General features: G+C 70.5%; 22 protein-coding genes. 16 read left to right on the forward strand and 6 right to left on the reverse strand.

The features are described from left to right. Positions 1–4: 4 nt before the first annotated feature. The 6 genes from TSH58p_RS30920 to TSH58p_RS30945 are packed head-to-tail and all read right to left on the reverse strand — an operon-like array spanning position 5 to position 6,407. Positions 5–1,102 carry a ketopantoate reductase family protein gene (locus TSH58p_RS30920; protein ID WP_109069318.1) on the reverse strand — a complete coding sequence of 366 codons (1,098 nt, stop codon included), beginning with the start codon at positions 1,100–1,102 and terminating at the stop codon, positions 5–7. Next, positions 1,099–2,703: an ABC transporter substrate-binding protein gene (locus TSH58p_RS30925; protein WP_109069319.1), complete on the reverse strand. Its 1,605-nt coding sequence runs from the start codon at positions 2,701–2,703 to the stop codon at positions 1,099–1,101. Before TSH58p_RS30925 ends, TSH58p_RS30920 begins: the two co-directional genes overlap by 4 nt. Continuing rightward, on the reverse strand, positions 2,700–3,731 hold the full coding sequence (locus tag TSH58p_RS30930; protein WP_109069320.1) for an ABC transporter ATP-binding protein: 1,032 nt from the start codon (positions 3,729–3,731) through the stop codon (positions 2,700–2,702). The genes TSH58p_RS30925 and TSH58p_RS30930 overlap by 4 nt, the downstream gene beginning before the upstream one ends. Next, positions 3,725–4,615, reverse strand: a complete 891-nt coding sequence (locus TSH58p_RS30935) for an ABC transporter ATP-binding protein (protein ID WP_109069321.1) — start codon at positions 4,613–4,615, stop codon at positions 3,725–3,727. Before TSH58p_RS30935 ends, TSH58p_RS30930 begins: the two co-directional genes overlap by 7 nt. Then, positions 4,612–5,433, reverse strand: a complete 822-nt coding sequence (locus tag TSH58p_RS30940; RefSeq protein WP_247873948.1) for an ABC transporter permease — start codon at positions 5,431–5,433, stop codon at positions 4,612–4,614. The genes TSH58p_RS30935 and TSH58p_RS30940 overlap by 4 nt, the downstream gene beginning before the upstream one ends. Next, positions 5,430–6,407, reverse strand: coding sequence for an ABC transporter permease (locus TSH58p_RS30945; protein ID WP_109069322.1), 978 nt, complete (start codon positions 6,405–6,407; stop codon positions 5,430–5,432). Before TSH58p_RS30945 ends, TSH58p_RS30940 begins: the two co-directional genes overlap by 4 nt. 275 nt (positions 6,408–6,682) lie before the next feature. Here TSH58p_RS30945 and TSH58p_RS30950 point away from each other — a divergent pair, with 275 nt between their 5' ends. From TSH58p_RS30950 to TSH58p_RS31025, 16 genes are all read left to right on the forward strand, one after another. Beyond that, a complete protein-coding gene (locus TSH58p_RS30950) occupies positions 6,683–7,876 on the forward strand; it encodes a mandelate racemase/muconate lactonizing enzyme family protein (RefSeq protein ID WP_109069323.1) in 1,194 nt (397 codons plus the stop codon). 24 nt (positions 7,877–7,900) lie between these two features. After that, entirely contained in the window at positions 7,901–8,575 is a 675-nt protein-coding gene (locus TSH58p_RS30955; RefSeq protein WP_109069324.1) for a 4-carboxy-4-hydroxy-2-oxoadipate aldolase/oxaloacetate decarboxylase, read from the forward strand. 17 nt (positions 8,576–8,592) lie between these two features. Further along, a complete protein-coding gene (locus tag TSH58p_RS30960; RefSeq protein WP_109069325.1) occupies positions 8,593–9,192 on the forward strand; it encodes a peroxidase-related enzyme in 600 nt (199 codons plus the stop codon). Positions 9,193–9,211: 19 nt separating this feature from the next. Further along, the gene (locus TSH58p_RS30965) at positions 9,212–10,228 is read left to right on the forward strand and encodes a tripartite tricarboxylate transporter substrate binding protein (protein ID WP_109069326.1); all 1,017 of its coding nucleotides are present in this window, start codon (positions 9,212–9,214) and stop codon (positions 10,226–10,228) included. Between the two features lie 8 nt (positions 10,229–10,236). After that, positions 10,237–11,019, forward strand: coding sequence for an RraA family protein (locus TSH58p_RS30970; RefSeq protein ID WP_109069327.1), 783 nt, complete (start codon positions 10,237–10,239; stop codon positions 11,017–11,019). A gap of 5 nt (positions 11,020–11,024) precedes the next feature. Further along, a complete protein-coding gene (locus TSH58p_RS30975) occupies positions 11,025–11,957 on the forward strand; it encodes an NAD(P)-dependent oxidoreductase (protein WP_247873949.1) in 933 nt (310 codons plus the stop codon). Further along, on the forward strand, positions 11,932–12,396 hold the full coding sequence (locus TSH58p_RS30980) for a tripartite tricarboxylate transporter TctB family protein (RefSeq protein ID WP_109069329.1): 465 nt from the start codon (positions 11,932–11,934) through the stop codon (positions 12,394–12,396). Before TSH58p_RS30975 ends, TSH58p_RS30980 begins: the two co-directional genes overlap by 26 nt. Positions 12,397–12,420: 24 nt before the next feature. After that, the gene (locus tag TSH58p_RS30985; RefSeq protein ID WP_371732467.1) at positions 12,421–13,920 is read left to right on the forward strand and encodes a tripartite tricarboxylate transporter permease; all 1,500 of its coding nucleotides are present in this window, start codon (positions 12,421–12,423) and stop codon (positions 13,918–13,920) included. 223 nt (positions 13,921–14,143) lie between these two features. Further along, positions 14,144–14,788, forward strand: coding sequence for a ParA family protein (locus tag TSH58p_RS30990; RefSeq protein WP_109069331.1), 645 nt, complete (start codon positions 14,144–14,146; stop codon positions 14,786–14,788). After that, a complete protein-coding gene (locus TSH58p_RS30995) occupies positions 14,781–15,464 on the forward strand; it encodes a hypothetical protein (RefSeq protein WP_109069332.1) in 684 nt (227 codons plus the stop codon). Before TSH58p_RS30990 ends, TSH58p_RS30995 begins: the two co-directional genes overlap by 8 nt. Positions 15,465–15,906: 442 nt before the next feature. Then, positions 15,907–16,407, forward strand: coding sequence for a gamma-glutamylcyclotransferase family protein (locus TSH58p_RS31000; protein WP_109069333.1), 501 nt, complete (start codon positions 15,907–15,909; stop codon positions 16,405–16,407). A 132-nt stretch (positions 16,408–16,539) separates the two neighbouring features. Beyond that, positions 16,540–17,445, forward strand: coding sequence for an ABC transporter substrate-binding protein (locus TSH58p_RS31005; protein WP_199230087.1), 906 nt, complete (start codon positions 16,540–16,542; stop codon positions 17,443–17,445). Positions 17,446–17,465: 20 nt separating this feature from the next. Beyond that, positions 17,466–18,299 (forward strand): amino acid ABC transporter permease, encoded by an 834-nt coding sequence (locus tag TSH58p_RS31010; RefSeq protein ID WP_109069339.1) that lies wholly within the window; start codon positions 17,466–17,468, stop codon positions 18,297–18,299. Between the two features lie 17 nt (positions 18,300–18,316). After that, entirely contained in the window at positions 18,317–19,096 is a 780-nt protein-coding gene (locus TSH58p_RS31015) for an amino acid ABC transporter ATP-binding protein (RefSeq protein ID WP_109069334.1), read from the forward strand. 14 nt (positions 19,097–19,110) lie between these two features. After that, positions 19,111–19,842 carry a GntR family transcriptional regulator gene (locus TSH58p_RS31020; protein WP_109469630.1) on the forward strand — a complete coding sequence of 244 codons (732 nt, stop codon included), beginning with the start codon at positions 19,111–19,113 and terminating at the stop codon, positions 19,840–19,842. Next, a complete protein-coding gene (locus tag TSH58p_RS31025; protein WP_109072202.1) occupies positions 19,839–20,150 on the forward strand; it encodes a hypothetical protein in 312 nt (103 codons plus the stop codon). Before TSH58p_RS31020 ends, TSH58p_RS31025 begins: the two co-directional genes overlap by 4 nt. Positions 20,151–20,244 lie beyond the last annotated feature (94 nt).

Raw genomic sequence — 20,244 nt, forward strand, 5'->3', positions numbered from 1 at the left:
CTTCTCAGTCACGGGCTTCGGTCGCGGTATCGCCGAAGGGGTCCAGTTGGAAAAAGGCGGGGTCCGGACGCGCCGCCCCGCTCTCGATGCGGCGCACCGCGTCGCGAACCCGCCGGTTGGCCCAGGCGTCGACGCCGGTGTCCTCGGCGCGGGCGAGGACCGGTCCGTAGATCTCCTCGACCTCGGTCCGCCGGCCCTTGAGGATATCCTGCCCCATGGAGGGGCGCTGTCCGGCGGCCTTGCCGGATACGGCGGAGGCCAGGAGCGCCTCCTCAATCCGGGCAAGGGCCGCGCGGTCGCCTTCCGCCGCGCGGGCGAACAGGGCGGCGGGCGTGCCGCCGATCCCCTCCAGCCGCAGGCCGAGCCGCTCGCCGACGAGCACCGCCTCCCCGGCCAGCCGGATGCCGAAGCGGCGCAGCAGGGGGTCGCGGTCCATCGCGTCGATCGGCAGGCCGGTCGCCGCCGACAGGCCGTTGCGCATGGCGTTGGCCGCCAGCTTCGACCAGCGCTCGCCGGTCAGGTTGCCGGTCACCGTCACGGAATCGACCTTGGCGATGAGGGCGCGCAGCGCCCCGATCCGCAGCGTCGTCCGCCCGTCGGGCTCGCCGATCCGGAAGACGGGGATGCCCGGACTGCCGCGGGACACCCGCCGCAGGATGCGTCCGGCGCCGTCGAATTCGACCCCGATGCGCGCGGCGATCAGCCCGACGACGCGGTCCTCCCCCGCCACCTCGGCGATCACCGGCTCGTTCAGGCCGTTCTGGGCCGAGACGACGAAGCCGCCGGGGGCCAGCCGGGGGCGGACCAGTTCCGCCACCCGCCGGGTGTCCCAGGACTTGACCGCGACGATGGCGATGTCGATGGGGCCGAAGTCGGCCAGCCGGTCCTCCGGCAGGATCGGGACGCGCACGGTCTCGTCCTCCTCCGGCCGCGCGCCGGTGATGGCGAGGCCGGAGCGGGCGACCGCCGCCACATGCTCCGCCCAGCCGTCGACCAGCGTCACGTCCTCGCCCTCGGCGAACAGACGGGCGCCGATGTAGCCGCCCACCGCACCGGCCCCCAGCACGGCGATGCGGGGCCGCGGCGGGACGGTCGCCGTCACGCCCCGCCCTCCAGCCACAGGTTCTTCAGCGAGGAGAAGGCGGCGTCGGGCCGGTCCTCCAGCCCCTTGACCTTGCGGTTGTGCAGCGTGACGCGCTCCAGCTCGAACAGCGGGATGTTCGGCAGGTCGGTCATGGCGATGCGCTGCCAGGCGTGGAACGCCTCCGTCCGCCTGGCCGGATCGGATTCGCGCAGCGCCGTCTCGATCACCGCGTCCAGCTCGGGGTTGGAATACTGGGCGCCGTTGGTGTTCGGCACGCCCGGCGCGATGGAACTGGTGGCGTAGAGCCGGTACAGCCCCAGCGACGGGTCGATCATCGCCGAGAACTGGCCGGACCGGGTGTCGTAGTCGTAGTTGGTGTAGACCCGCTTGTAATAGGTCGGCAGGTCGGCGGCGCGCAGCTTCAGATCGATGCCCACCGCCTTCAGGTTCTGGCGCAGGAACTCCGCCGTGTTCTGCTGGGACTCGGTGTCGTTGGAATAGTCGTGCCACAGCGCGAAGCGGACACCGTCGGCGCCGCGTTTGTAGCCCGCCTCGTCGAGCAGCCGTTCCGCCGCCGCGGGGTCGAAGGGATAGCCGGCGACGTCCTTGGTGTAGGCTTTCTGGTAATGCGGGATCGGGCCGGTCGCCGGGGTGCCGAAGCCGTACCAGGCGGCCTCGATCAACCCCTTGCGGTCGATGGCGTGGGCGATGGCGCGGCGGACCCGCACGTCGCCGGCGATCTTGGATTTGACGTTGAACTCGAAGGTGAAGAAGGGCGACAGCCACTGGTAGCCGGCGGTGGTCAGCGCCAGCTCGGGGTTGGCGCGCAGGCGGGCCGCGTCGGCCAGCGGGATCGGGTCGAAGGGGCCATAGACCACCTCCCCGGTCTCGAAGGCCGCGGCGCGCGACGCCGCGTCGGGGATGATGCGGAAGATCAGCCGGTCCACGTACGGCTTGCCGGCGTCCCAATAGGTGGGGTTGCGCTCCAAGGCGATGTATTCGCCGCGCTTCCACTCCACGAAGCGGAAGGGGCCGGTGCCCACCGGGTTGATGTTGCGCGGGTTGGTGCGGGCGTCGGTGTTCTCGTAGAGATGGGCGGGAAGCACCTGCGATTCCGCGGCGGACAGCGCGTTCAGGATGATCGCCGAGGGGCGGGACAGGCGCAGGACCGCCGTCGCGGCGTCCGGCGTGTCCACCGCCGTCACGTCGCCGAAGGTGGTGCGGCCGCGCGGGTGGTGCTTCTTCCACAGCTCCAGCACGCTGTAGGCCACGTCCCTGGAGGTGAAGGGCGTGCCGTCGTGCCAGGTGACGCCCTTGCGCAGGTGGAAGGTGATCGACAGCTTGTCCGGCGAGACCTCGAACCGCTCCGCCAGGGCGGGGATCGGGTTCATCTGCTGATCGTAGCTCAGCAGCCCGTCGTAGATGTTGGGCGACACCACGTTGACGCTGAAGTGGTTGTTGACGGTGTTGGTGAGGATCGGGGGTTCCGGGTTGATGACCGCGATCAGCGTCCCCCCCTTCACCGGCCCCGCCGCGGCGAAGGCGCGCCCCGCCCCGGCGGCAAGGACGGAAGCCCCGAGGGTCAGGGCGAGGAAGGAACGGCGTTCGATGGGGATCACGGAAGTCTCCTCAGGGGACGGATAATGTTGGCTTCGGTCGGATTCGTCCCGGCCGGATTCGTCTGGGCCGGATTCGTCTGGGCCGGATGCGTCTGGGCCAGATGGCAGGCGACGCGGCGGCCGTCGGCGGCGGCGCGCAGGGCGGGCGCCTCGCGGCGGCAGCGCTCGACGGCGAGCGGACAGCGGGTGTGGAAGGCGCAGCCCGGCGGCGGCGCGAAGGGGCTGGGCAACTCGCCCGCCAGGATGGTCCTGGTCGCGGCGCGCCCCGCGTCCGGATGGGCGGCGGGGGCCGAGGCCATCAGCGCGCGGGTGTAGGGATGGGCGGACTCATCGACCACGTCGAACCAGTCGCCGATCTCGACAACCCGGCCGAGATACATCACGGCCACCCGGTCGGCCATGTGGCGGACGACGCCGATGTCGTGGCCGATGAACAGGTAGGCCAGCCGGTGCCGCTCCTGGAGATCGACCAGCAGGTTCAGCACCTGGGCCTGCAGGGACACGTCGAGCGCCGAGACCGGCTCGTCGAGGACCACGAAGTCGGGCCGGGGCGCGATGGCGCGGGCGATGGCCACGCGCTGCCTCTGCCCGCCGGAGAGCTGGTGCGGGAAACGGTCGGCCAGCGCGCGGGCCAGCCCAACGTCGTCCATCAGCGCCGCCACCCGCCGCGCCCGCTCCGCCGCGTCGCGGACGGTGGGCAACAGCGGTTCGGCGATGGCCCGCGCCACCGTGTAGCGGGGGTCGAGCGAGGCGGCGGGGTCCTGGAAGACCATCTGGACCCTGGCGGCGAAGGGCGCCGCCGCCCTCCCCGTCAGCCGCGTCACGTCGATCCCGTCGAGGAGGATGCGGCCCGACGCCGGGGCGGTCAGGCGCATCACCGCCCGCGCCAGCGTGGACTTCCCGCAGCCGGACTCCCCAACCAGCCCGAGCGTCTCGCCGCGCCGCAGGGTGAGGTCCACCCCGTCCACCGCGTGAACGGTGCCGTTGCGCGTCCGGTGGGTGACGTGGAGCTTTTCGATGGTCAGCACGCGCCGCCCCCCTCCCCCGAGATCACAAAGGGCGCCGCCCTATCAGAAACCGAGGTGTCGGCAAGGCGCGGCCGTGGTTCCCCGCGCGTCCGGCGTCCCGGCCGCGCGGCCAGCAGGGCGCGGCCGTAGGGGTGGCGGGGACCGTCGAAGAAATCGCGGACGCCGCGGTCCTCCAGCAGCCGCCCGTCGCGCATCAGAAGCACGCGGTCCGCCGCCTCGGCCACCACGCCCAGGTCGTGGGTGATGAGCAGAAGCGCCATGCCAAGCTCGTCCTTCAGGCGGATGAGAAGCTGAAGAATCTGCGCCTGGATGGTGACGTCGAGCGCCGTCGTCGGCTCGTCGGCGACCAGCGCGACCGGCGACGCGGCGAGCGCCAGGGCGATCACCACCCGCTGGCGCATCCCGCCGGACAGGCGGTGCGGATACTCGGAGAAGCGGTGCCCCGGTTCGGGGATGCGCACAAGATCGAGCAGTTCCAGCGCGCGGGCGGCGGCGGCGCGGGCGCCGGTCCGCCCGTCGGCGCGCACGGCCTCGACGATCTGCTCGCCGATGGTCAGAACGGGGTTGAGCGCCGCCTGCGGGTCCTGGAAGACCATCGACACCGCGGAATGCCCGGCCAGCCGCCGCTCGCGGGGCGTCCGGCCGAGGATGTCCGCTCCGGCCAGCGTCACCCGGCCGGTGATCCGCGCCTCCGGCGGGGCCAGCCCGGCGATGGTCAGGCCGGTCACCGTCTTGCCGCTGCCGCTCTCCCCGACCAGCGCGGTCACCTCGCCCGCCGCCACGGTGAAGGAGAGGCCGTCCACCGCCCTGGCGCCCGCAAAGGCGATCGACAGGTCGCGCACCGCGATCAGTGGATCGTTCGCAAACGGCTTCCCAGGGGTCATCGCGCCGCCCCCCGCGGGTCGAGCCGCTCCGACAGGCCGTTGCCCAGCAGGGTGAAGGCCATCACCGTGGCGAAGATGGCGAGGCCGGGCAGCGCCATCAGGTACCACAGCGTGCGCAGCAGGGGCCGCGCGTTGCCGATCATCGCCCCCCAGGACACGAGGTTCGGGTCGCCGAGGCCGAGGAAGGCCAGCGCCGCCTCCACCAGCACGGCGTGGGCGACCACCGCCGCGATCATCGCCACCACCGGGGCGATGCCGTTGGGCAGCACATGGTTGAGCAGGATGTGGCCGTGGCCCAGCCCCATCGTGCGGGCGGCCAGCACCCAGTCGGCGTTGCGTATCCGCAGCACCTCCGCCCGCGTCAGCCGGGCGATCTCCGGCCAGGAGGTCAGGCCGATGGCGATCATCACGCTGCCGATGGACGGCGCCAGAACGGCGACCAGGACCATCGACAGCAGGAAGGACGGCAGCGTCTGGACATAGTCGCACAGCCGCGACAGCAGATGGTCCGCCACCCCGCCGAAATAGCCCGCCACGGCACCCAGCCCGACGCCGATCAGCGTCGCCACCGCGGCGGCCCCGACGCCGACCGCCAGCGACACCCGCGCCCCGAACAGGAGCTGAGCCGCCACGTCCCGACCGAGCTGGTCGGTGCCGAGCGGGAAGGCGCCGTCGGTCAGCGGCCACAGGCCGCGCGGCCCGGCCATCGCCATGGGATCGCCCGGCCGGAGCAGGCCCGCCGCCGCCGCCAGAAGGGCGAGCAGCGCCACGCAGAACACGCCCAGCCGCAGCGTGGAAACGGAAAAGCGCGCGCTCACGCCGTCACCTCGATGCGCGGGTCGAGCGCGGCGTAGGAGACGTCGACCAGGATGCCCATGACGATCACCAGAAGCGAGTTGCAGAGGAAGAGGCTGAGCAGCAGGTTCACGTCGCGGTCGGCCACCGCCTCGAAGGCGAGGCGCCCCAGGCCGGGCCAGGAGAACACCGTCTCCACCACCACCGCCCCGCCCAGCATGGAGCCGAGCTTCAGGCCGCTCAGCGTCACCACGGGAAGCAGCGCGTTGCGCAGGATGTGCCGCAGGGTCACCCGCGTTTCGGAAATGCCCTTGGCCCGCGCGGTGCGCACGAAATCCAGCCGGCTCGTCTCGATCACCGCGGCCCGCGTGACCCGCGCGTAGAGCGCGGCGTAGCCCAGCCCCAGCGTGGCGGCGGGAAGCACGAGATGGGCGGCGACGTCCACCGCGTGCGGCCAGCCGGCGCCCGGCGCCCCAACCGTGGCGTAGCCGCCGATGGGCAGCCAGCGCAGGTGCACGGCGAACAGCACGATGCCGACGAGCCCCATCCAGAAGGACGGCACGGCGAAGATCAGGGAGGACAGGACGGACACCGCCCGGTCGAAGCGGCCTCCCGGACGGCGCCCGGCCAGGACGCCCGCCGCCACGCCGACGGCCACCGCCGCCAGCACCGCCACGGTGACGAGCAGCGCCGTCGCCGGCAGCCGCTCCAGCACGAGGTCGGCGATGGGCCGGCTGTAGCGGAAGGAGAAGCCCAGGTCGAATTGCAGGAGCTGGGACAGATAGGCCTGGAACTGGTCGAGCGCCGAGCGGTCCAGCCCGAACCGCGCGCGCAGGTCGGCCATCTGCTCCGCCGTGGCGATCCCGCTCTCGCCGGCCATCACATCGACCAGATCGCCGGGGACCGCCTTCAGCAGCAGGAAGTTCACGACGATCATGACGACGACCATCGGCGCGGCCGCCAGCGTCCGCCGCAGCATGAAAGCGAATAACGTCATGGTTGCAACTCTGGGGGTGCTTTTGCACATTTTGACGTTGGGAGATCGGGCGGCTGCCGACCAGCGGCTGATTTGTAATTTACCTCTTGATTCCTACTCCGTCTATAGGCAATAGTTCATTTCAGAAACAGGGCGACCTTGTGGTTTCCTCGCCCGAAGACAAATCACCGCTCTTTCAGACAATGCCCGGCATCATTCGATGGCGGCCAAAGTCATCATATCGACTGCGCGTGACCGCCCACTCGACGGTGACGCCCCATGTCTCGGGAGTTCTTATGAAGATCGCGAGGGTTGAGAGCTTTTTCTTCAATCCTGGCTGCGCCAAGAATCTTCTTTTCGTTCGCATCGAAACGGAAAGCGGAATTTACGGCTGGGGCGAGGGCTATGTCACCGCGGGCAAGGAAAAGGTGGTCGCCGCCTATGTGGACGCCATCGCGCCGCATCTGATCGGGCGCGAGATCTGGAACATCCGCCAGCTCGCCCAGACGCTGCTCGACGATTTCTCGATCCGCCGGACCTCCGTCGATTTCCTGTGCGCGCTGAGCGCGGTCGAGATCGCGTCCTGGGACATCGTCGGCAAGCGCGCCGGCCTGCCGGTGCACAAGCTGCTGGGCGGCGCCGTCCGCGAGAAGATCCGGGTCTACGCCAACGGCTGGTGGTTCGGCGCGTCCTCCATCGACGACACCGCGAACCGCGCCGCGGCGGTGGTGGCGCAGGGCTACGACGCGCTCAAGTGGGATCCGATCCCCGGCCCGTGGCGCAACTACGTCGATCCCAAGGACCTCGACCACGCCGTGGAGAATGTCCGCGCGGTGCGCGAGGCGGTCGGACCGAACGTGGAGCTGCTCATCGACGGCCACCGCCGCCTGTCGCCGAACAACGCGATCCGCCTGATCGAGCGCCTGCGCGAGTTCGGCATCGCCTGGTACGAGGAGCCCTGCCCGCCGGAGAATCTCGACCTGACGGCGGAGGTGCGGCGCACGACCAACGTGCCCATCGTGTCGGGCGAGGCGCTCTACACCAAGGAGCAGTATCTGCCGCTGTTCGAGAAGCGTGCCGCCGACATCATCAACCCGGACATCAGCGCCGTCGGCGGCATCCTCGCCATGCTCGACATCGCCGCGCTGGCGCAGCCGCATTCCATCGCGGTCAGCCCGCACAACTTCAACAGCCCCATCGTCGGTCTGGCCGCGACGGTCCACCTGTCGGCGCTGGTCACCAACTTCACCATCGCCGAACTGTTCGTGAACCTCGTCGAGCCGACGCGCGAGCTGGCCCTGCAGGGGCTGACCATCGCCGACGGCTATGTCGACATCCCCGACACGCCGGGCCTGGGCGTGGACCTCGACGTCGAGGTGCTGCGCCGGCACCCCTATCAACCGCTGTCGGGCAAGGGGCTGCGCGATCACCGCGACGAGTTCCCCCGCCGCGGTCCCCCCTCCACCTTCAAAATCGCCGCGACCGCGTGACGCGGGCTTGGGAGCCGTTCCGACATGACCAGCATCCGCACCGATTTTCCCCGCCCCACCCCCGAGCAGGTCGCGGCCTTCGCGACGATCGGCGCCGCCACCGTCCATGAGGCGCTGGGCCGCCGCGGCGCCGTGGATTCGGCGATCAAGCCGATCTGGCCCGGCCTGCGCATCGTCGGGGCCGCCTTCCCCCTGAAGACCCAGCCGGGCGACAACCTGACCCTCCACGCCGCGATGAAGCTGGCCCGTCCGGGCGACGTGCTGGTCGTGGACGCCGGCGACTACCCCGAGCAGGGCTCGTTCGGCGACGTGATGGCGACCTCCGCCCAGTCGCTGGGCCTCGCCGGTCTGGTCACCAACGGCGGCGTCCGCGACGCCGCGGCGATCCGCGACATCGGCTTCCCGATCTTCTCCCGCGCCATCTCCATCAAGGGGACGGTGAAGGCGACGCTGGGGCCGATCGCCCAACCCATCGTGCTGGGCGGCGTCACGGTCCAGCCGGGCGACCTGATCGTCGGCGACGACGACGGCCTCGTCGTGGTTCCGCTGGACGAGGTCGAGGCCGTCCTGGCCGCGTCCCGCGCCCGGCTGGAGAAGGAGGAGCGCCTGCGCGCCGACCTTCAGACCGGCAAGACCACCTGGGACATCGGCAACTACGACGCGCTGCTGGCCCAGACCGGCCAGAGCCTGCAGGCGTGAACGGGAGGAGCAGAACCATGCCTGTGAAGAAGAAGACGGCTTCCGCCCCCGCCGCCGAAAGCGTGTCCTGGCTGCGCCTGCCGGCGCCGCCCCAGGACGACCGCACCGACGCCCTGTTCGAGCATTCGGTGTCCGTCCGCGGCTACATCCGCAACACCCAGTCGGTGCTGGCGCACATCCCGGCGCTGGTCCTGGCGCAGGAAGCGCTCAGCCGGTCGGTGACCGTCGATTTCACGGACGGGCTGACGGGCCGCGAACGCGAGCTGATCGCGCTCGCCGTCAGCGTGCAGAACCGCTGCGAGCCCTGCGTCTGGGGGCACGCCGCCAAGCTGCGCGAGATCACCGGCAACCCCCGCTTCGTCGGGCTGGTCGAGGTGAACTACCGCCGCGCCGACCTGACGCCGCGCGAGCGGGCCATCGTCGATTACGCCGTGCTGATCACCGAGCGTCCCTGGACCATCGAACCGGCGGACCTCGACGGGCTGCGCGCGGCGGGCCTGTCGGAGCGGGAGATTCTGGAGGCCGCGGCCATCGCCGCCTACTTCAACTTCTCCAACCGGGTGAACAGCGCGCTGGGCGTCCACCCCAACCCCGAACCGTTCGACGCCAACCGCTGACGAAAGACGAAGGACCGTCATGTTCCGAGATCGGTTTCCCGCGCTTGACCGGCGCTCCTTCCTGACCGCCGCCCTGACCGGCGCCGCCGCGGCCACCCTGGTTGGGGTTGCCGCCCCGGCGGCGCGGGCCGCGTCCCCCGCCTCCTGGCCGACGCAGCCGGTGCGGCTGGTCGTTCCCTTCCCGCCCGGCGGCGGCACCGATCTGCTGGCCCGCGCGCTGGCCGACCGGCTGTCGAAGCTATATCCGCAGCCCTTCGTGGTCGAGAACCGGCCGGGCGCCGGTGCGGCGGTCGGCACCGACTATGTCGCCAAGTCCACCGACGGCCACACCTTCCTGTTCGCCTCGTCGAATCATGTGACGGTGCCGGCGCTGTCCACGGCGGTGCGCTACGACATCTTCAAGGACTTCAAATCGGTGGTCCTGGTCGCCGATCAGGCCAGCGTGCTTGCCGTCGATCCGGAGCTGCCCGGCAAGGACGTCGCGGAGGTCCTCGCCCACATCAAGGCCAACCCCGGAAAGTACAATTACGGCACGGCGGGCATCGGGTCGGGCCAGCATCTCAGCACCGCCTTCCTCCAGCAGCTCACCGGGATCGACATCGTCCACGTGCCGCTGAAGGGGCAGGGCGAAATCATCTCGGAACTGCTGGGCAAGCGCATCCAGGCCGGCTTCCTGGTGCTGTCCACGGCCCTGCCCTACTTCCGTTCCGGCCAGATCCGCCCGCTGGCCGTGGCGCTGCCGGAGCGCAGCCCCTTCGCGCCGGAGATCCCGACCTTCGGCGAAGCCGGGCTGAAGGACTTCGCCGCCCGCTCCTGGCTCGGCCTGCTGGCCCCGGCTGCGACGCCGGCGGCGGTCGTGGACCGGCTGCACGCCGACATCGTGGGCTTCGCCAAGGACAAGGACTACGTCGCCATCACCGAAAAGGCGGGGATGGCCCTGGTCAACGAGGGGCCCGCCGCCTTCGACGCGGAGATCGCCGCCGGCTACGCGCAGTGGAAGCAGGTGATCCAGACCGCCGGCATCAAGCCGAGCTGAGGGGACCGATGACCGACCCGAAAATCGCCGAGGAGCTGGCCGCCTATTCCGACCGGCTGCTCGGCCTGCTCGACCCCGCCATCGTCCGCCGCGTCGCCATCGACCGGCCCGACGCCGCGGTCATCGAGCGGTATCTCGCCCTGCCCGACCTGACCTCCCAGGTCGCCGACATCCTCGACGGGCTGGGCTACGACAGCGCGGTGCCCCGGCGGCGTCTGCCGCCGCTGGAGGGGGGACGGCGCGTGGCGGGTCCCGCCGTCACCGCGCGGCAGATTCCGGCGGCGCACGCGCCGGGCTTCTCCATCGCCTCCGGCCACCGGCCGCGGGGCGGCGGCATCGACCAGATCACCCTGACCCGGCGCGGCGACGTCTTCGTCATCGACGCCGGCGGCGTGGCCGAGGCGTCGAGCTTCGGCGGCATCCTGGCCACCGCGTCGATCGCCGCCGGTCTGGCCGGCATCGTCGTGGACGGCGCGGTGCGCGACAGCGCCAGCATCACGGCGGGCGGCCTCGCCGTCTGGTCGGCGGGCGTCACGCCGCGCACCGGCAAGCACCGGCTGGAGCTGGCGGAGTTCAACGGCCCGGTCACCATCGCCGGCGTCCAGGTGCATCCCGGCGATCTGGTGCTGGGCGACGACGACGGGCTGATCTTCGTGCCCGCCGCGCTGATCCTGGAGGTCATCGACCGGGCGGAGGCGGCGGCCGGCCAGGAAAGCGCGCTTCTCGGCGCCCTGTCCTCCGGCGGGTCGGCGCGCGAGGCCGCGGCGATCCTCCACCCCAGCAAATGGTGAGCGGCGTGCGCGGCCCCCGCATCGGGATCATCGGCTTCGGCGAGGTGGGATCGAGCTTCGCGCGGGGCCTGATCGCCGACGGGGCGGGCGACATCGTCGCCTACGACGCGCCGCCCGGCCCGACCGAGCGCGGCCTCGCCCTGCGCCGGGCGGGCGAGTTGGGCCTTGCCCTCGCCTTCGATCCGGCGGCGCTCGCCGACCGGGAGATCCTGTTCTCCAGCGTGACGCAGGACGCGGCGGGCGACGCCGCGGCGACGGTGGCGCCGCACCTCGCGGCGGACGCGATCTACGCCGACGTGAACTCGCTGTCGCCGGCGGTGAAGGCCGCGGTCGGCGGGGTGCTGGACGCCATTCCCGGACGCTTCGTGGACGTGGCGATCATGGGGGCGCCGGTGTCCGGCCTGCACCGCGTGCCGCTTCTGGCGGCGGGCGAGCGCGCGGCGAAGCTTGCCGGACGGCTGGCCCCCTTCGGAACCGACATCCGCGTCGTCGGGCGCGAGCCGGGCCGGGCGGCGGCGGTGAAGATCCTGCGCAGCGTCATCACCAAGGGGCTGGAAACCCTGCTGGTGGAGGCGCTGACCGCGGCGCGGCGCCACGGCGTCGAGGCGGAGGTGCTGAACAGCTTCCTGGAGATCTTCGACCGGCGTCCGGCGCTGGATTTCGTCGATTTCCTGGTGCGTTCCGACACGGTTCACGCGGGGCGCCGCGCGCTGGAGGCCGCGCAGTCGGCGGACACCGTGGCCGTGGCCGGGCTGGAGCCGGCGATGAGCCGCGCGGTGGCCGCCCGCCTGTCGCAGCTCGCCGGACTCGGCCTCAAGGAGCGGTTGGGCGGGGTCCCTCCGGCATCCCTGTCCGACGCGGTGGCCCTTCTCGACGAGGCGCTCGGGCGCCGGCATCCCACGGAGCAAAGGCATGGCATCGAACATCCGCAGAACTGAGGAATTGGCGTCCGGCCTCGCGCTGGCCGCCCTGGGCGTGGCGGCCGGCGCCGTCATCGTCGCCAGCCACCCGCTGGGCACGGCGCGCCAGCTCGGGCCGGGGGCGATGCCCGCCCTGGTCGCGCTGACCCTGGTCCTGCTGGGCGGCGTCATCGCCGTCCGGGGCCTGTGGGAGCGCGGCCATGGCGAAGGGATCGACCTGCGCGCCGCGCTGCGGCCCGCCGGGCTGATCCTGGGGGCCATCCTGCTGTTTGGCGGGCTGGTGGACACGCTGGGCGTCGTGCCGGCCAGCGCCGTCGCGGTGGTCGGCTCGGCCCTGGCCAGCCGGCGGACGCGCAAGCGGGAGATCGCCGCGCTGGCGGCGGTTCTCGCCCTCGCGGTGCCGGCCCTGTTCGTCGGGATTCTCGGCATGCCGCTGAAGATCTGGCCGGCGCTGTAAGAGAGAGGATCGACCGCCGTCATGATGGATTCGCTCGGGGGAATCGCGCACGGGCTGTCGATCGCGGCCGCTCCCGCCAACCTGCTCTATTGCTTCGCCGGGGCGCTGCTCGGCACCTTCGTGGGCGTCCTGCCGGGGGTGGGGCCGCTGCTGACCATCGCGCTCCTGCTGCCCTTCACCTTCTCGCTGGAGCCGACCGGCGCCCTGATCATGCTGGCCGGCATCTATTACGGGGCCCAGTATGGCGGGTCGACCACGTCGATCCTGCTCAACATGCCGGGCGAGACCTCGTCGGTGGTGACCTGCATCGACGGGCACGCCATGGCGCGCCAGGGGCGCGGCGGGCCGGCGCTGGCGGTGGCCGCCATCGGCTCCTTCGTCGCGGGCACGCTGTCGACCGGGATCGTCGCCTTCTTCGCCCCGGTCCTGGCCGGCGTGGCCATCCGCTTCGGCCCGGCCGACTATTTCTCGCTGATGGTGCTCGGGCTGGTCGGCGCCATCGTCCTGGCGCAGGGGTCCTTCGTCAAGGCGCTGGCGATGATCGTCCTCGGGCTGCTGTTCGGCCTCGTCGGCACCGACATCAACAGCGGGGAGCAGCGCCTGACCTTCGGCATCCAGGCCCTGGCGGACGGCATCGGCTTCGTCCCGGTGGCGCTGGGCGTCTTCGGCATCGGCGAGATCATCCGCATCCTGATCGGGCAGGAGCGCGACGGCGGACAGGTCATCCCGCACGGCTCCCTGATGCCGAGCCGGCAGGACCTGCGCTCCTCCTCCGGCGCCATCGCGCGGGGATCGGTGATCGGGTCGGCGCTGGGGCTGCTGCCCGGCGGCGGCGCGGCGCTGGCCGCCTTCGCCTCCTACACGGTGGAGAAGAAGCTGGCGCGCGACCCCTCGCGCTTCGGGCGCGGCGCCATCGAAGGGGTGGCGGGTCCGGAATCGGCCAACAACGCGGCGGCGCAGACCTCCTTCATTCCGCTGCTCACCCTCGGGCTGCCGTCCAACGCGGTCATGGCGCTGATGATCGGCGCGCTGATGCTGCACGGCATCACCCCCGGTCCCCGCATCATGCAGGCCGAGCCGGACCTGTTCTGGGGGGTCGTCGCCAGCATGTGGATCGGCAACGCCATGCTGATCGTGCTGAACCTGCCGCTGGTCGGGCTGTGGGTGCGGCTGCTGCGCGTGCCCTACCGCTTCCTCTACCCGACCATCGTGCTGGTCAGCTGCGTCGGCGTCTACGGCGTGTCGAACAGCGCGTTCGACCTCGTGACGACGGCCGTCTTCGGGCTTCTCGGCTGGGTCCTGCAGGCCCTGCGCTTCGAGCCGGCGCCGCTGCTCCTGGGATTCGTGCTGGGACCGATGATGGAGGAGAATCTGCGGCGCGCCATGATCCTGTCGCGCGGCGATCCGACCATCTTCCTGCGCGAGCCGATCAGCCTCGCGCTGCTGATCCTGACCGGCCTGCTGCTGGCCGCCATCATCCTCCCCACCATCCGCCAGGGCCGCGAGCGCGTGTTCGCGGAATGAACCGCCGGAGGCGGTCGCGGAATGAACCGCCGGAGGCGGTCGCGCCCTGGACGCCGCCCGCCTCGCGGCGTGATGGCGTGGGGATAAACGACCGGTCGCCCAACCCCACGCCTTGACGGCCCCTGCCCTATCGCGCACCTTTCGCCCAAAGTCGTCGTCCAGCTCCGTTTCCGGAGCGGTAGAGGTGCCGCCGGCCTGTCCGGCGAAGCCGGCAGGGGTTGCAATGGGCCAGATCATCACCGTGGGCAGCAGCAAGGGCGGCGTCGGAAAGACGACGCTCGTCAACGCGCTTGCCGAATTCCTCAAACGCCGCGGCGCGTCGGTGTTCTGCATCGATGCCGACCCGAACAAGAACCTGAGCGGCTGGCTGTCCGCCACCGGGATGGTGGAATTCCAGGTGGTTCAAGCCGACGACCTCGTGCAGGTGGCCAATGAAATGTCGGCCAGCAACGACTTCCTGCTGGTCGACGTGCCGGGGGCCAACAGCACGGCGCTGGTCAACGCGATCGACATTTCGTCGCTGGTGCTCATCCCGACCAAGGCCGATGCCAAGGACGTCGTGGAAGCGTTCCGGACGTACCAGCATGTGGTCAACGCCATCACCAAGGCCCGGCGCTTTTCCCCCAAGGCGTTCATTCCCGCGGCCGCGGTGCTCTCGCAGATCGACCGCCGCGCGAGCGTCGACCAGACCGCGCGCAGGCAGCTTGAAGGTTTGTCGATCCCGACGCTGAAGGCGGATATCGGGCTGAAGGCGTCGGTCAACCACGCCAGCTTCGCGCAGAAGCCGGCGCCCTACTCCGCCATGGCCGACGACATCGAGGCGATCGGCGGGGAGGCCCTGGCCCTGCTGGAGACTTTCCGTGGCTAAGCGCGAGGCAAAGGTCGCCGGAAAGGACTTCGAGGTGGTGCGGAAGCCGCGCTTGCGCAAACCGAAGGAGCCGCCGCCCTCCCTCGCGATGTCGGCCTACCTCGCCACGGTGATGGCCGAGGCCGCACCGCCGGTCGAGCCGCCGCCGGAACCGGTGGCGCTGGACGGCGACCTGTTCCCTCCCCTGCCCGAAAGCCGCATTCCCCAGACGGTGGAGGAGTTCCTGACCCGGATCTCGGAACTGTGGGAAGATGCGCAGCAGCGGTTCCTGCGCATCGGGGAATTGCTGTCGATCGCCGAAACGCGCCTGGGCGAGGGTGAGCGCGCCGCGTTGCACGAGGGGCTGAACCGGCGTTTCGGAAAATCGGCCCGCTCCCAGCTCATGAGCGCGTACCGGGCCATTCGGGACAACGTGGTTCCTCCGGAACTGGCGGCGACCGGCTACGGCACCGTCTACATGCTGGCCCGGCTCACCGATTCCGAACGCCAGCAGGCGGCGGAACGCGGCCTGTTGCGTCCGGACGTCCGGCAGTCCGAAATTCGCGCGTTCTGGAAGGACGTGAGGGCGCCGTCCCCCTCGACCGCCACGCGGCGCGAGGAGTTGGAAGCGCGCCGCGCCAGGCTGCTCCTCGAAATCCAGAGGATCGACGACGAGCTGGCGCGTTTAATCGATTAAACCGCCGAAGCCTTCCCGGAAGGATCGGGGCGGTGCCGCCCCCCGCCGAGGCGGCAAACGGCACCGTGATGACGTCGAACTGACCATCGCCGCGAAGACGCGTTGTCTCCGGCCCGCCGTGAGAGCCCGACGGCTTCGTCCTCGACGGTCCAGTCCAAAGCAACAGAAACAGCGACACTCCCGGACCGTCCGGTCCGAACGCCGCGCCCCGGCGGGCGGCCGGCGGCGTTGACGGCGCGCGGGCGCCGCCGGAAGAACCGCGCGATCCCCGGCGAAACCCCGTTCCGGGGCAGCAATCCCATCGCAGGAATCGCCTTCGCCATGGCGCCGTCAGATTCCCCATTGTCGTCGTATGCGTCTTCGTATATTTTAATGTATACGGAATGAGGCGGTCGGTGAACGGACCGACCGCCCGCTCCGCACCACCCAAATCGAGGTCGAGATGCATTATTTCGGATACTGCACGTGGCTGAATCCGCCGGAGCTTCACCGCTATTTCCCGGAGGCCAAGGTGATCACCAAGGGCCACGTCGCGAACCACAAGCTGGAGTTCCACGCCGCCGGCACGCGCACCGACCGCGGCTGGTGCCACCTGTCCAACACCGGGCGGGCCTGGGGCAACAACGTGCTGGGCATCGTCGTCGAGCATCCCGACCATCATTTCGAAGAGGATTACGACGACTTCGAGCGCTGCTTCGTCACCGCGCGCGGCGATGACGGAAAGCTCTACGAATGCTGGACCTACCGCCTGATCACGCCGGGCGTGGCGATGCGCCCGCCGAACTTCTACTGGGACCACATCCCCGCCGGCATGGCGCATTGGGGCTTCCCGGACGATTACGTCCGCTCCGTGCTGGCGATGCACGAGGAGGCGGCCGCCTGCCCGCGCGCCGACCGTCCGAACCCGTCGGCCGTTCCCGGGCGCTCCGCCGAGACGCGGTGAGGCGCCGCGCCCGCTCCGCGCCCGATGTCCGGAGCGGGCGCCGCTGAACCGAGATCCGGAGCGGGGCCGCCGCCCCGCGCCGTGCGCAGCACCTCACGTTCTCACCGTTTTCGGAACCAGGAGATCTCTGCGATGCGCCTATCCTGTGACGCCAAGCCCGCCGTCTTCGCGGCCTTGGCCGCCTGCGTGTTCTCGATGTCGCTGCACACGGCCGCCCATGCCCAAGGCGGTTCGGCTCCCACCAACCCCGAAGCCGCCAGTCTGGTGCCGAAGCCGATCCGCGACGCCGGCACCCTGCGCGTCGGCTCCCAGCAGACCTTCCCGCCGGTGGAGTTCCGCCAGGACGGCAAGACGGAGCCGGTGGGCGTGTCCGTCGACCTGCTCACCGAGGTCGGCAAGCGGCTGGGCCTCTCCATCACCTTCGTGCACGGCGAGTACGCGGCGCTGATCCCCGGCCTGGAGGCGGGCCGCTTCGACGTCGCGTCCGGCGGCATCAGCGACACGGAGGAGCGCGAGCAGAAGGTCGACTTCGTCAATTACATGATGTCCGGCGGCAGCATCCTGGTGCGCGCGGCGGACGCCCAGAAATACGCGACCATCGCCGACTTCTGCGGCAAGTCGGTCGCCACGCTGCTGGGCAGCCGGGTCATCATGGCCGCGGTGGAAAAGGCGTCGGAGGCCTGCGTGTCCGGCGGCAAGCCGCCGATCACCGCCAACCAGCTTCCCGCCGCCCCGGACGCCCGCATGCAGCTCGACCTCGGGCGCGTGGACGGCTATCTGGGCGACTTCCCGGCGCTGGTCTACATGAAGAGCCAGATGCCCGGCAAATACGCCATCGCCGGCGGCAACCACATTCTGACGCCCTACGTCACGTCCTGGGGCTTCCCGAAGAACTCCACGCTGAAGGAGGCGGTCCGGAAGGCCACGCAGAGCATGCTGGCCGACGGCACCTACACGACCATCCTCGCCAAATGGGAGATCGACGGCGGCGCGCTGCCCGAGATCACCATCAACCTGCCCGCCAGCAAGAGGATGTGACCGTGGTCGCGAGCTGCGCCATGGCCGAGCCCCGGGCTGTCCGCGTGAAGCACCGCCTGCGTTGGGGAGCCTGGCTCCTCAGCGCGGTCGTCCTTCTGGTCGTGTCCATGCTGATCACCGCGGGTGTCCGCGCGCAGATCATGAATGTGGAGGTCTTCCTCTCCTACCTGACCAGCGAGCAGGTGCTGATCGGCGCGCGCAACGCGCTGATCCTCGGCACGCTGGCGCTGGTGGTGGCCAGCGTCATCGGTCTGGTCGTCGCGCTGATGCGGGTCAGCGGCAACCCGATCCTGTCCGCCCTGTCGGCCACCTACGTCTATTTCTTCCGCGGCACGCCGATGCTGATCCAGCTGCTGTTCTGGTTCAACGCGCTGCCGACCATGTTCCAGCGCGTTCATCTGGCGGTTCCCTTCACCGACATCGTGCTGCTGGACGCGCCGACCACGGCGGTGGTCACGCCCTTCGTGGCGGCGCTGGCCGGCCTCGCCCTCGCCGAAGGGGCCTACATGGCGGAGATCATCCGCGCCGGAATCCTGGCGGTGGACAAAGGGCAGCGCGCCGCGGCCCGCGCCATCGGCATGACCGAGTATCAGGTGCTGCGCCACATCGTCATCCCGCAGGCCGGGCGCATCATCATTCCGGCGGGCGGCAACCAGTACATCATGCTGCTGAAGTCCACCTCGCTGGCCTCGGCGATCGGCTTCCTGGAACTGCTGCGCATCACCACGGACATCTACTCGTCCAACTTCATGGTCGTGGAACTGCTGGCCGTGGCGGCCTTCTGGTATCTGGTGATGACCGCCTTCGCCACCGCCGTTCAGGCCGCGCTCGAAAAGACCTTCCCCCAGCGGTAAGCCCCCCAGAGGTCCCTATGGACAGCCCCGTCAAGGCCGCGGCCGTGGTTCTCGAGTCCGTCTCGAAATCCTACGGTTCGATCGAGATCCTGAAGAACGTTTCGGTTTCCATCGCGCCGGGGGAGGTGGTCACCCTCCTCGGCCCGTCCGGGGCCGGCAAATCCACCCTGCTGCGCTGCATCAACCATCTGGAGACGATCAGCGCGGGCCGCATCTACGTGCACGGCCAGCTCATCGGCTACCGCGAGGTCGGCGATACCCTGCACGAGCTGTCCGACCGGGAGATCAGCGCCCAGCGCCGCTCCATCGGCATGGTGTTCCAGAGCTTCAACCTGTTCCGCCACATGACCGTGCTCGACAACGTGATGAGCGGACCGGTCCATGTGCTGCGCATGCCCAAACCCCGGGCCGAGGCGCTGGCGCGGGAGCTTCTGGCCAAGGTCGGCCTGCCCGACAAGGCCGACCGCTACCCGTCCGAACTGTCGGGCGGTCAGCAGCAGCGCGTCGCCATCGCCCGCACGCTCGCCCTGTCGCCCAGCGTCATGCTGCTGGACGAGCCGACCAGCGCGCTCGACCCGGAACTGTCGCAGGAGGTGATCCTGACCATCCGGAGTCTGGCGGAGCAGGGCTACACCATGCTGATCGCGACGCACGAAATGGCCATCGCCAAGGAATTCGCCGACCGCGTCATCTTCATGGTGCAGGGGGAGGTGGTGGAGGACGTTCCCGCCCGCACCTTCTTCAGCGCCCCCCGGCACGAGCGCAGCCGGCAGTTCGTCGCCCGCCACGCGGGCTGAACGGAGGAACGACCATGCCCGACGGCATCGAGCGCCTGCCGCCCAATGATCCGCCCAACCAGCCGCCTGACAATCCGCCCGCCGATCCGTTCAGCGGCCGCCCCCGCAAGCGGGTCGGCAGCGACCTGCTGGCCGCCAACGTGCACGGCTGGCTGCGGGCGAAGATCCTGACCTTCGAGATCAAGCCCGGCACCCGACTGGTCGAGGACGAGATTTCGGCCTCGATGAGCGTCGGCCGCACCCCGGTGCGCGAGGCCCTGCTGCGCCTTCAGGGCGAGGGGCTGGTCAGCCGCGAGAAGGGCTGGGTGGTGGAGAGCACCGACGCCGCGTCCATCGACCATGTCTTCGAAAGCCGCGTCGCCATCGAAGGCTACGCCACCCATGTCGCCGCGCTGCGCGCCACGCCCGCGGACATCCGGGAGTTGCGGGGGCTGGCCGAGGAAATGGACGGGTTCGAGGCGATGGGCCGCGCCCAGCTCAACCTGCTCAACCGGCGTTTCCACGAGCGGATCGTCGGGCTGTCCGGCAACCCCTTCTTCGTGGAGATGCACGAGCGCACGCAGTTCCATTACTGGAACATGCGCCTGCCCGTCCTCTTCACCCGCGAGCAGGCGGTGGTGGCGAACGAGGAGCACAAGCGGATCGTCGACGCGCTGGAGGCCCGCGACCCGGACGCCGCGGAACGGCACGCGCGCGCGCATGTCGAGACGACCCACCGGATCGTCCGGGACGCGCTGGACGGATGACCATCACCCTGGAAGCGGGCGGCACGCACCTCCATGTCGGGGCCCGCGGCACGGTCCGCGACGGACGGCTGTCGGCGGCCCCGTTCGGCCGGCCGTCCCCCTGCCTGGTGGTGTTCAGCGACGGCGCTTTCGCCGCCGGCACCCTGACGCCCCAAGGCGGAACGGAATGGCGGCTTGCCGTCGACGGCTACACGACCGCCCGCGGCACCGCCATCCCGGCGAAGCGGTGGCTGGTCGAGATGGCCGGCATCGGCGGGACGCTCTCCTTCCGGGCGAAGGCGAGGCTGGCGGACGGGCCCCCACCCTAACCCTCCCCCCGCTTCGCAGGGGAGGGGACCGCCGCCGCTTCGAAAAAAACTCCCTCCCCTGCGTCAGCTCTCGCGCAAACCGAAGGTTAGCGGT

The organism is Azospirillum sp. TSH58 (genome assembly GCF_003119115.1).
Lineage (GTDB): Bacteria > Pseudomonadota > Alphaproteobacteria > Azospirillales > Azospirillaceae > Azospirillum.

Excerpts from the sequence above, each read along its gene's own strand:
- TSH58p_RS31010 (WP_109069339.1), top strand. The coding sequence starts at position 17,466 with ATGGCCGAGCCCCGGGCTGTCCGCGTGAAGCACCGCCTGCGTTGGGGA.
- TSH58p_RS31015 (WP_109069334.1), top strand. The coding sequence starts at position 18,317 with ATGGACAGCCCCGTCAAGGCCGCGGCCGTGGTTCTCGAGTCCGTCTCG.
- TSH58p_RS31020 (WP_109469630.1), top strand. The coding sequence starts at position 19,111 with ATGCCCGACGGCATCGAGCGCCTGCCGCCCAATGATCCGCCCAACCAG.
- TSH58p_RS30985 (WP_371732467.1), top strand. The coding sequence starts at position 12,421 with ATGGATTCGCTCGGGGGAATCGCGCACGGGCTGTCGATCGCGGCCGCT.
- TSH58p_RS31025 (WP_109072202.1), top strand. The coding sequence starts at position 19,839 with ATGACCATCACCCTGGAAGCGGGCGGCACGCACCTCCATGTCGGGGCC.
- TSH58p_RS30945 (WP_109069322.1), bottom strand. The coding sequence starts at position 6,407 with ATGACGTTATTCGCTTTCATGCTGCGGCGGACGCTGGCGGCCGCGCCG.
- TSH58p_RS30950 (WP_109069323.1), top strand. The coding sequence starts at position 6,683 with ATGAAGATCGCGAGGGTTGAGAGCTTTTTCTTCAATCCTGGCTGCGCC.
- TSH58p_RS30965 (WP_109069326.1), top strand. The coding sequence starts at position 9,212 with ATGTTCCGAGATCGGTTTCCCGCGCTTGACCGGCGCTCCTTCCTGACC.
- TSH58p_RS30980 (WP_109069329.1), top strand. The coding sequence starts at position 11,932 with ATGGCATCGAACATCCGCAGAACTGAGGAATTGGCGTCCGGCCTCGCG.
- TSH58p_RS30955 (WP_109069324.1), top strand. The coding sequence starts at position 7,901 with ATGACCAGCATCCGCACCGATTTTCCCCGCCCCACCCCCGAGCAGGTC.
- TSH58p_RS31005 (WP_199230087.1), top strand. The coding sequence starts at position 16,540 with ATGCGCCTATCCTGTGACGCCAAGCCCGCCGTCTTCGCGGCCTTGGCC.
- TSH58p_RS31000 (WP_109069333.1), top strand. The coding sequence starts at position 15,907 with ATGCATTATTTCGGATACTGCACGTGGCTGAATCCGCCGGAGCTTCAC.
- TSH58p_RS30960 (WP_109069325.1), top strand. The coding sequence starts at position 8,593 with ATGCCTGTGAAGAAGAAGACGGCTTCCGCCCCCGCCGCCGAAAGCGTG.
- TSH58p_RS30970 (WP_109069327.1), top strand. The coding sequence starts at position 10,237 with ATGACCGACCCGAAAATCGCCGAGGAGCTGGCCGCCTATTCCGACCGG.
- TSH58p_RS30990 (WP_109069331.1), top strand. The coding sequence starts at position 14,144 with ATGGGCCAGATCATCACCGTGGGCAGCAGCAAGGGCGGCGTCGGAAAG.
- TSH58p_RS30935 (WP_109069321.1), bottom strand. The coding sequence starts at position 4,615 with ATGACCCCTGGGAAGCCGTTTGCGAACGATCCACTGATCGCGGTGCGC.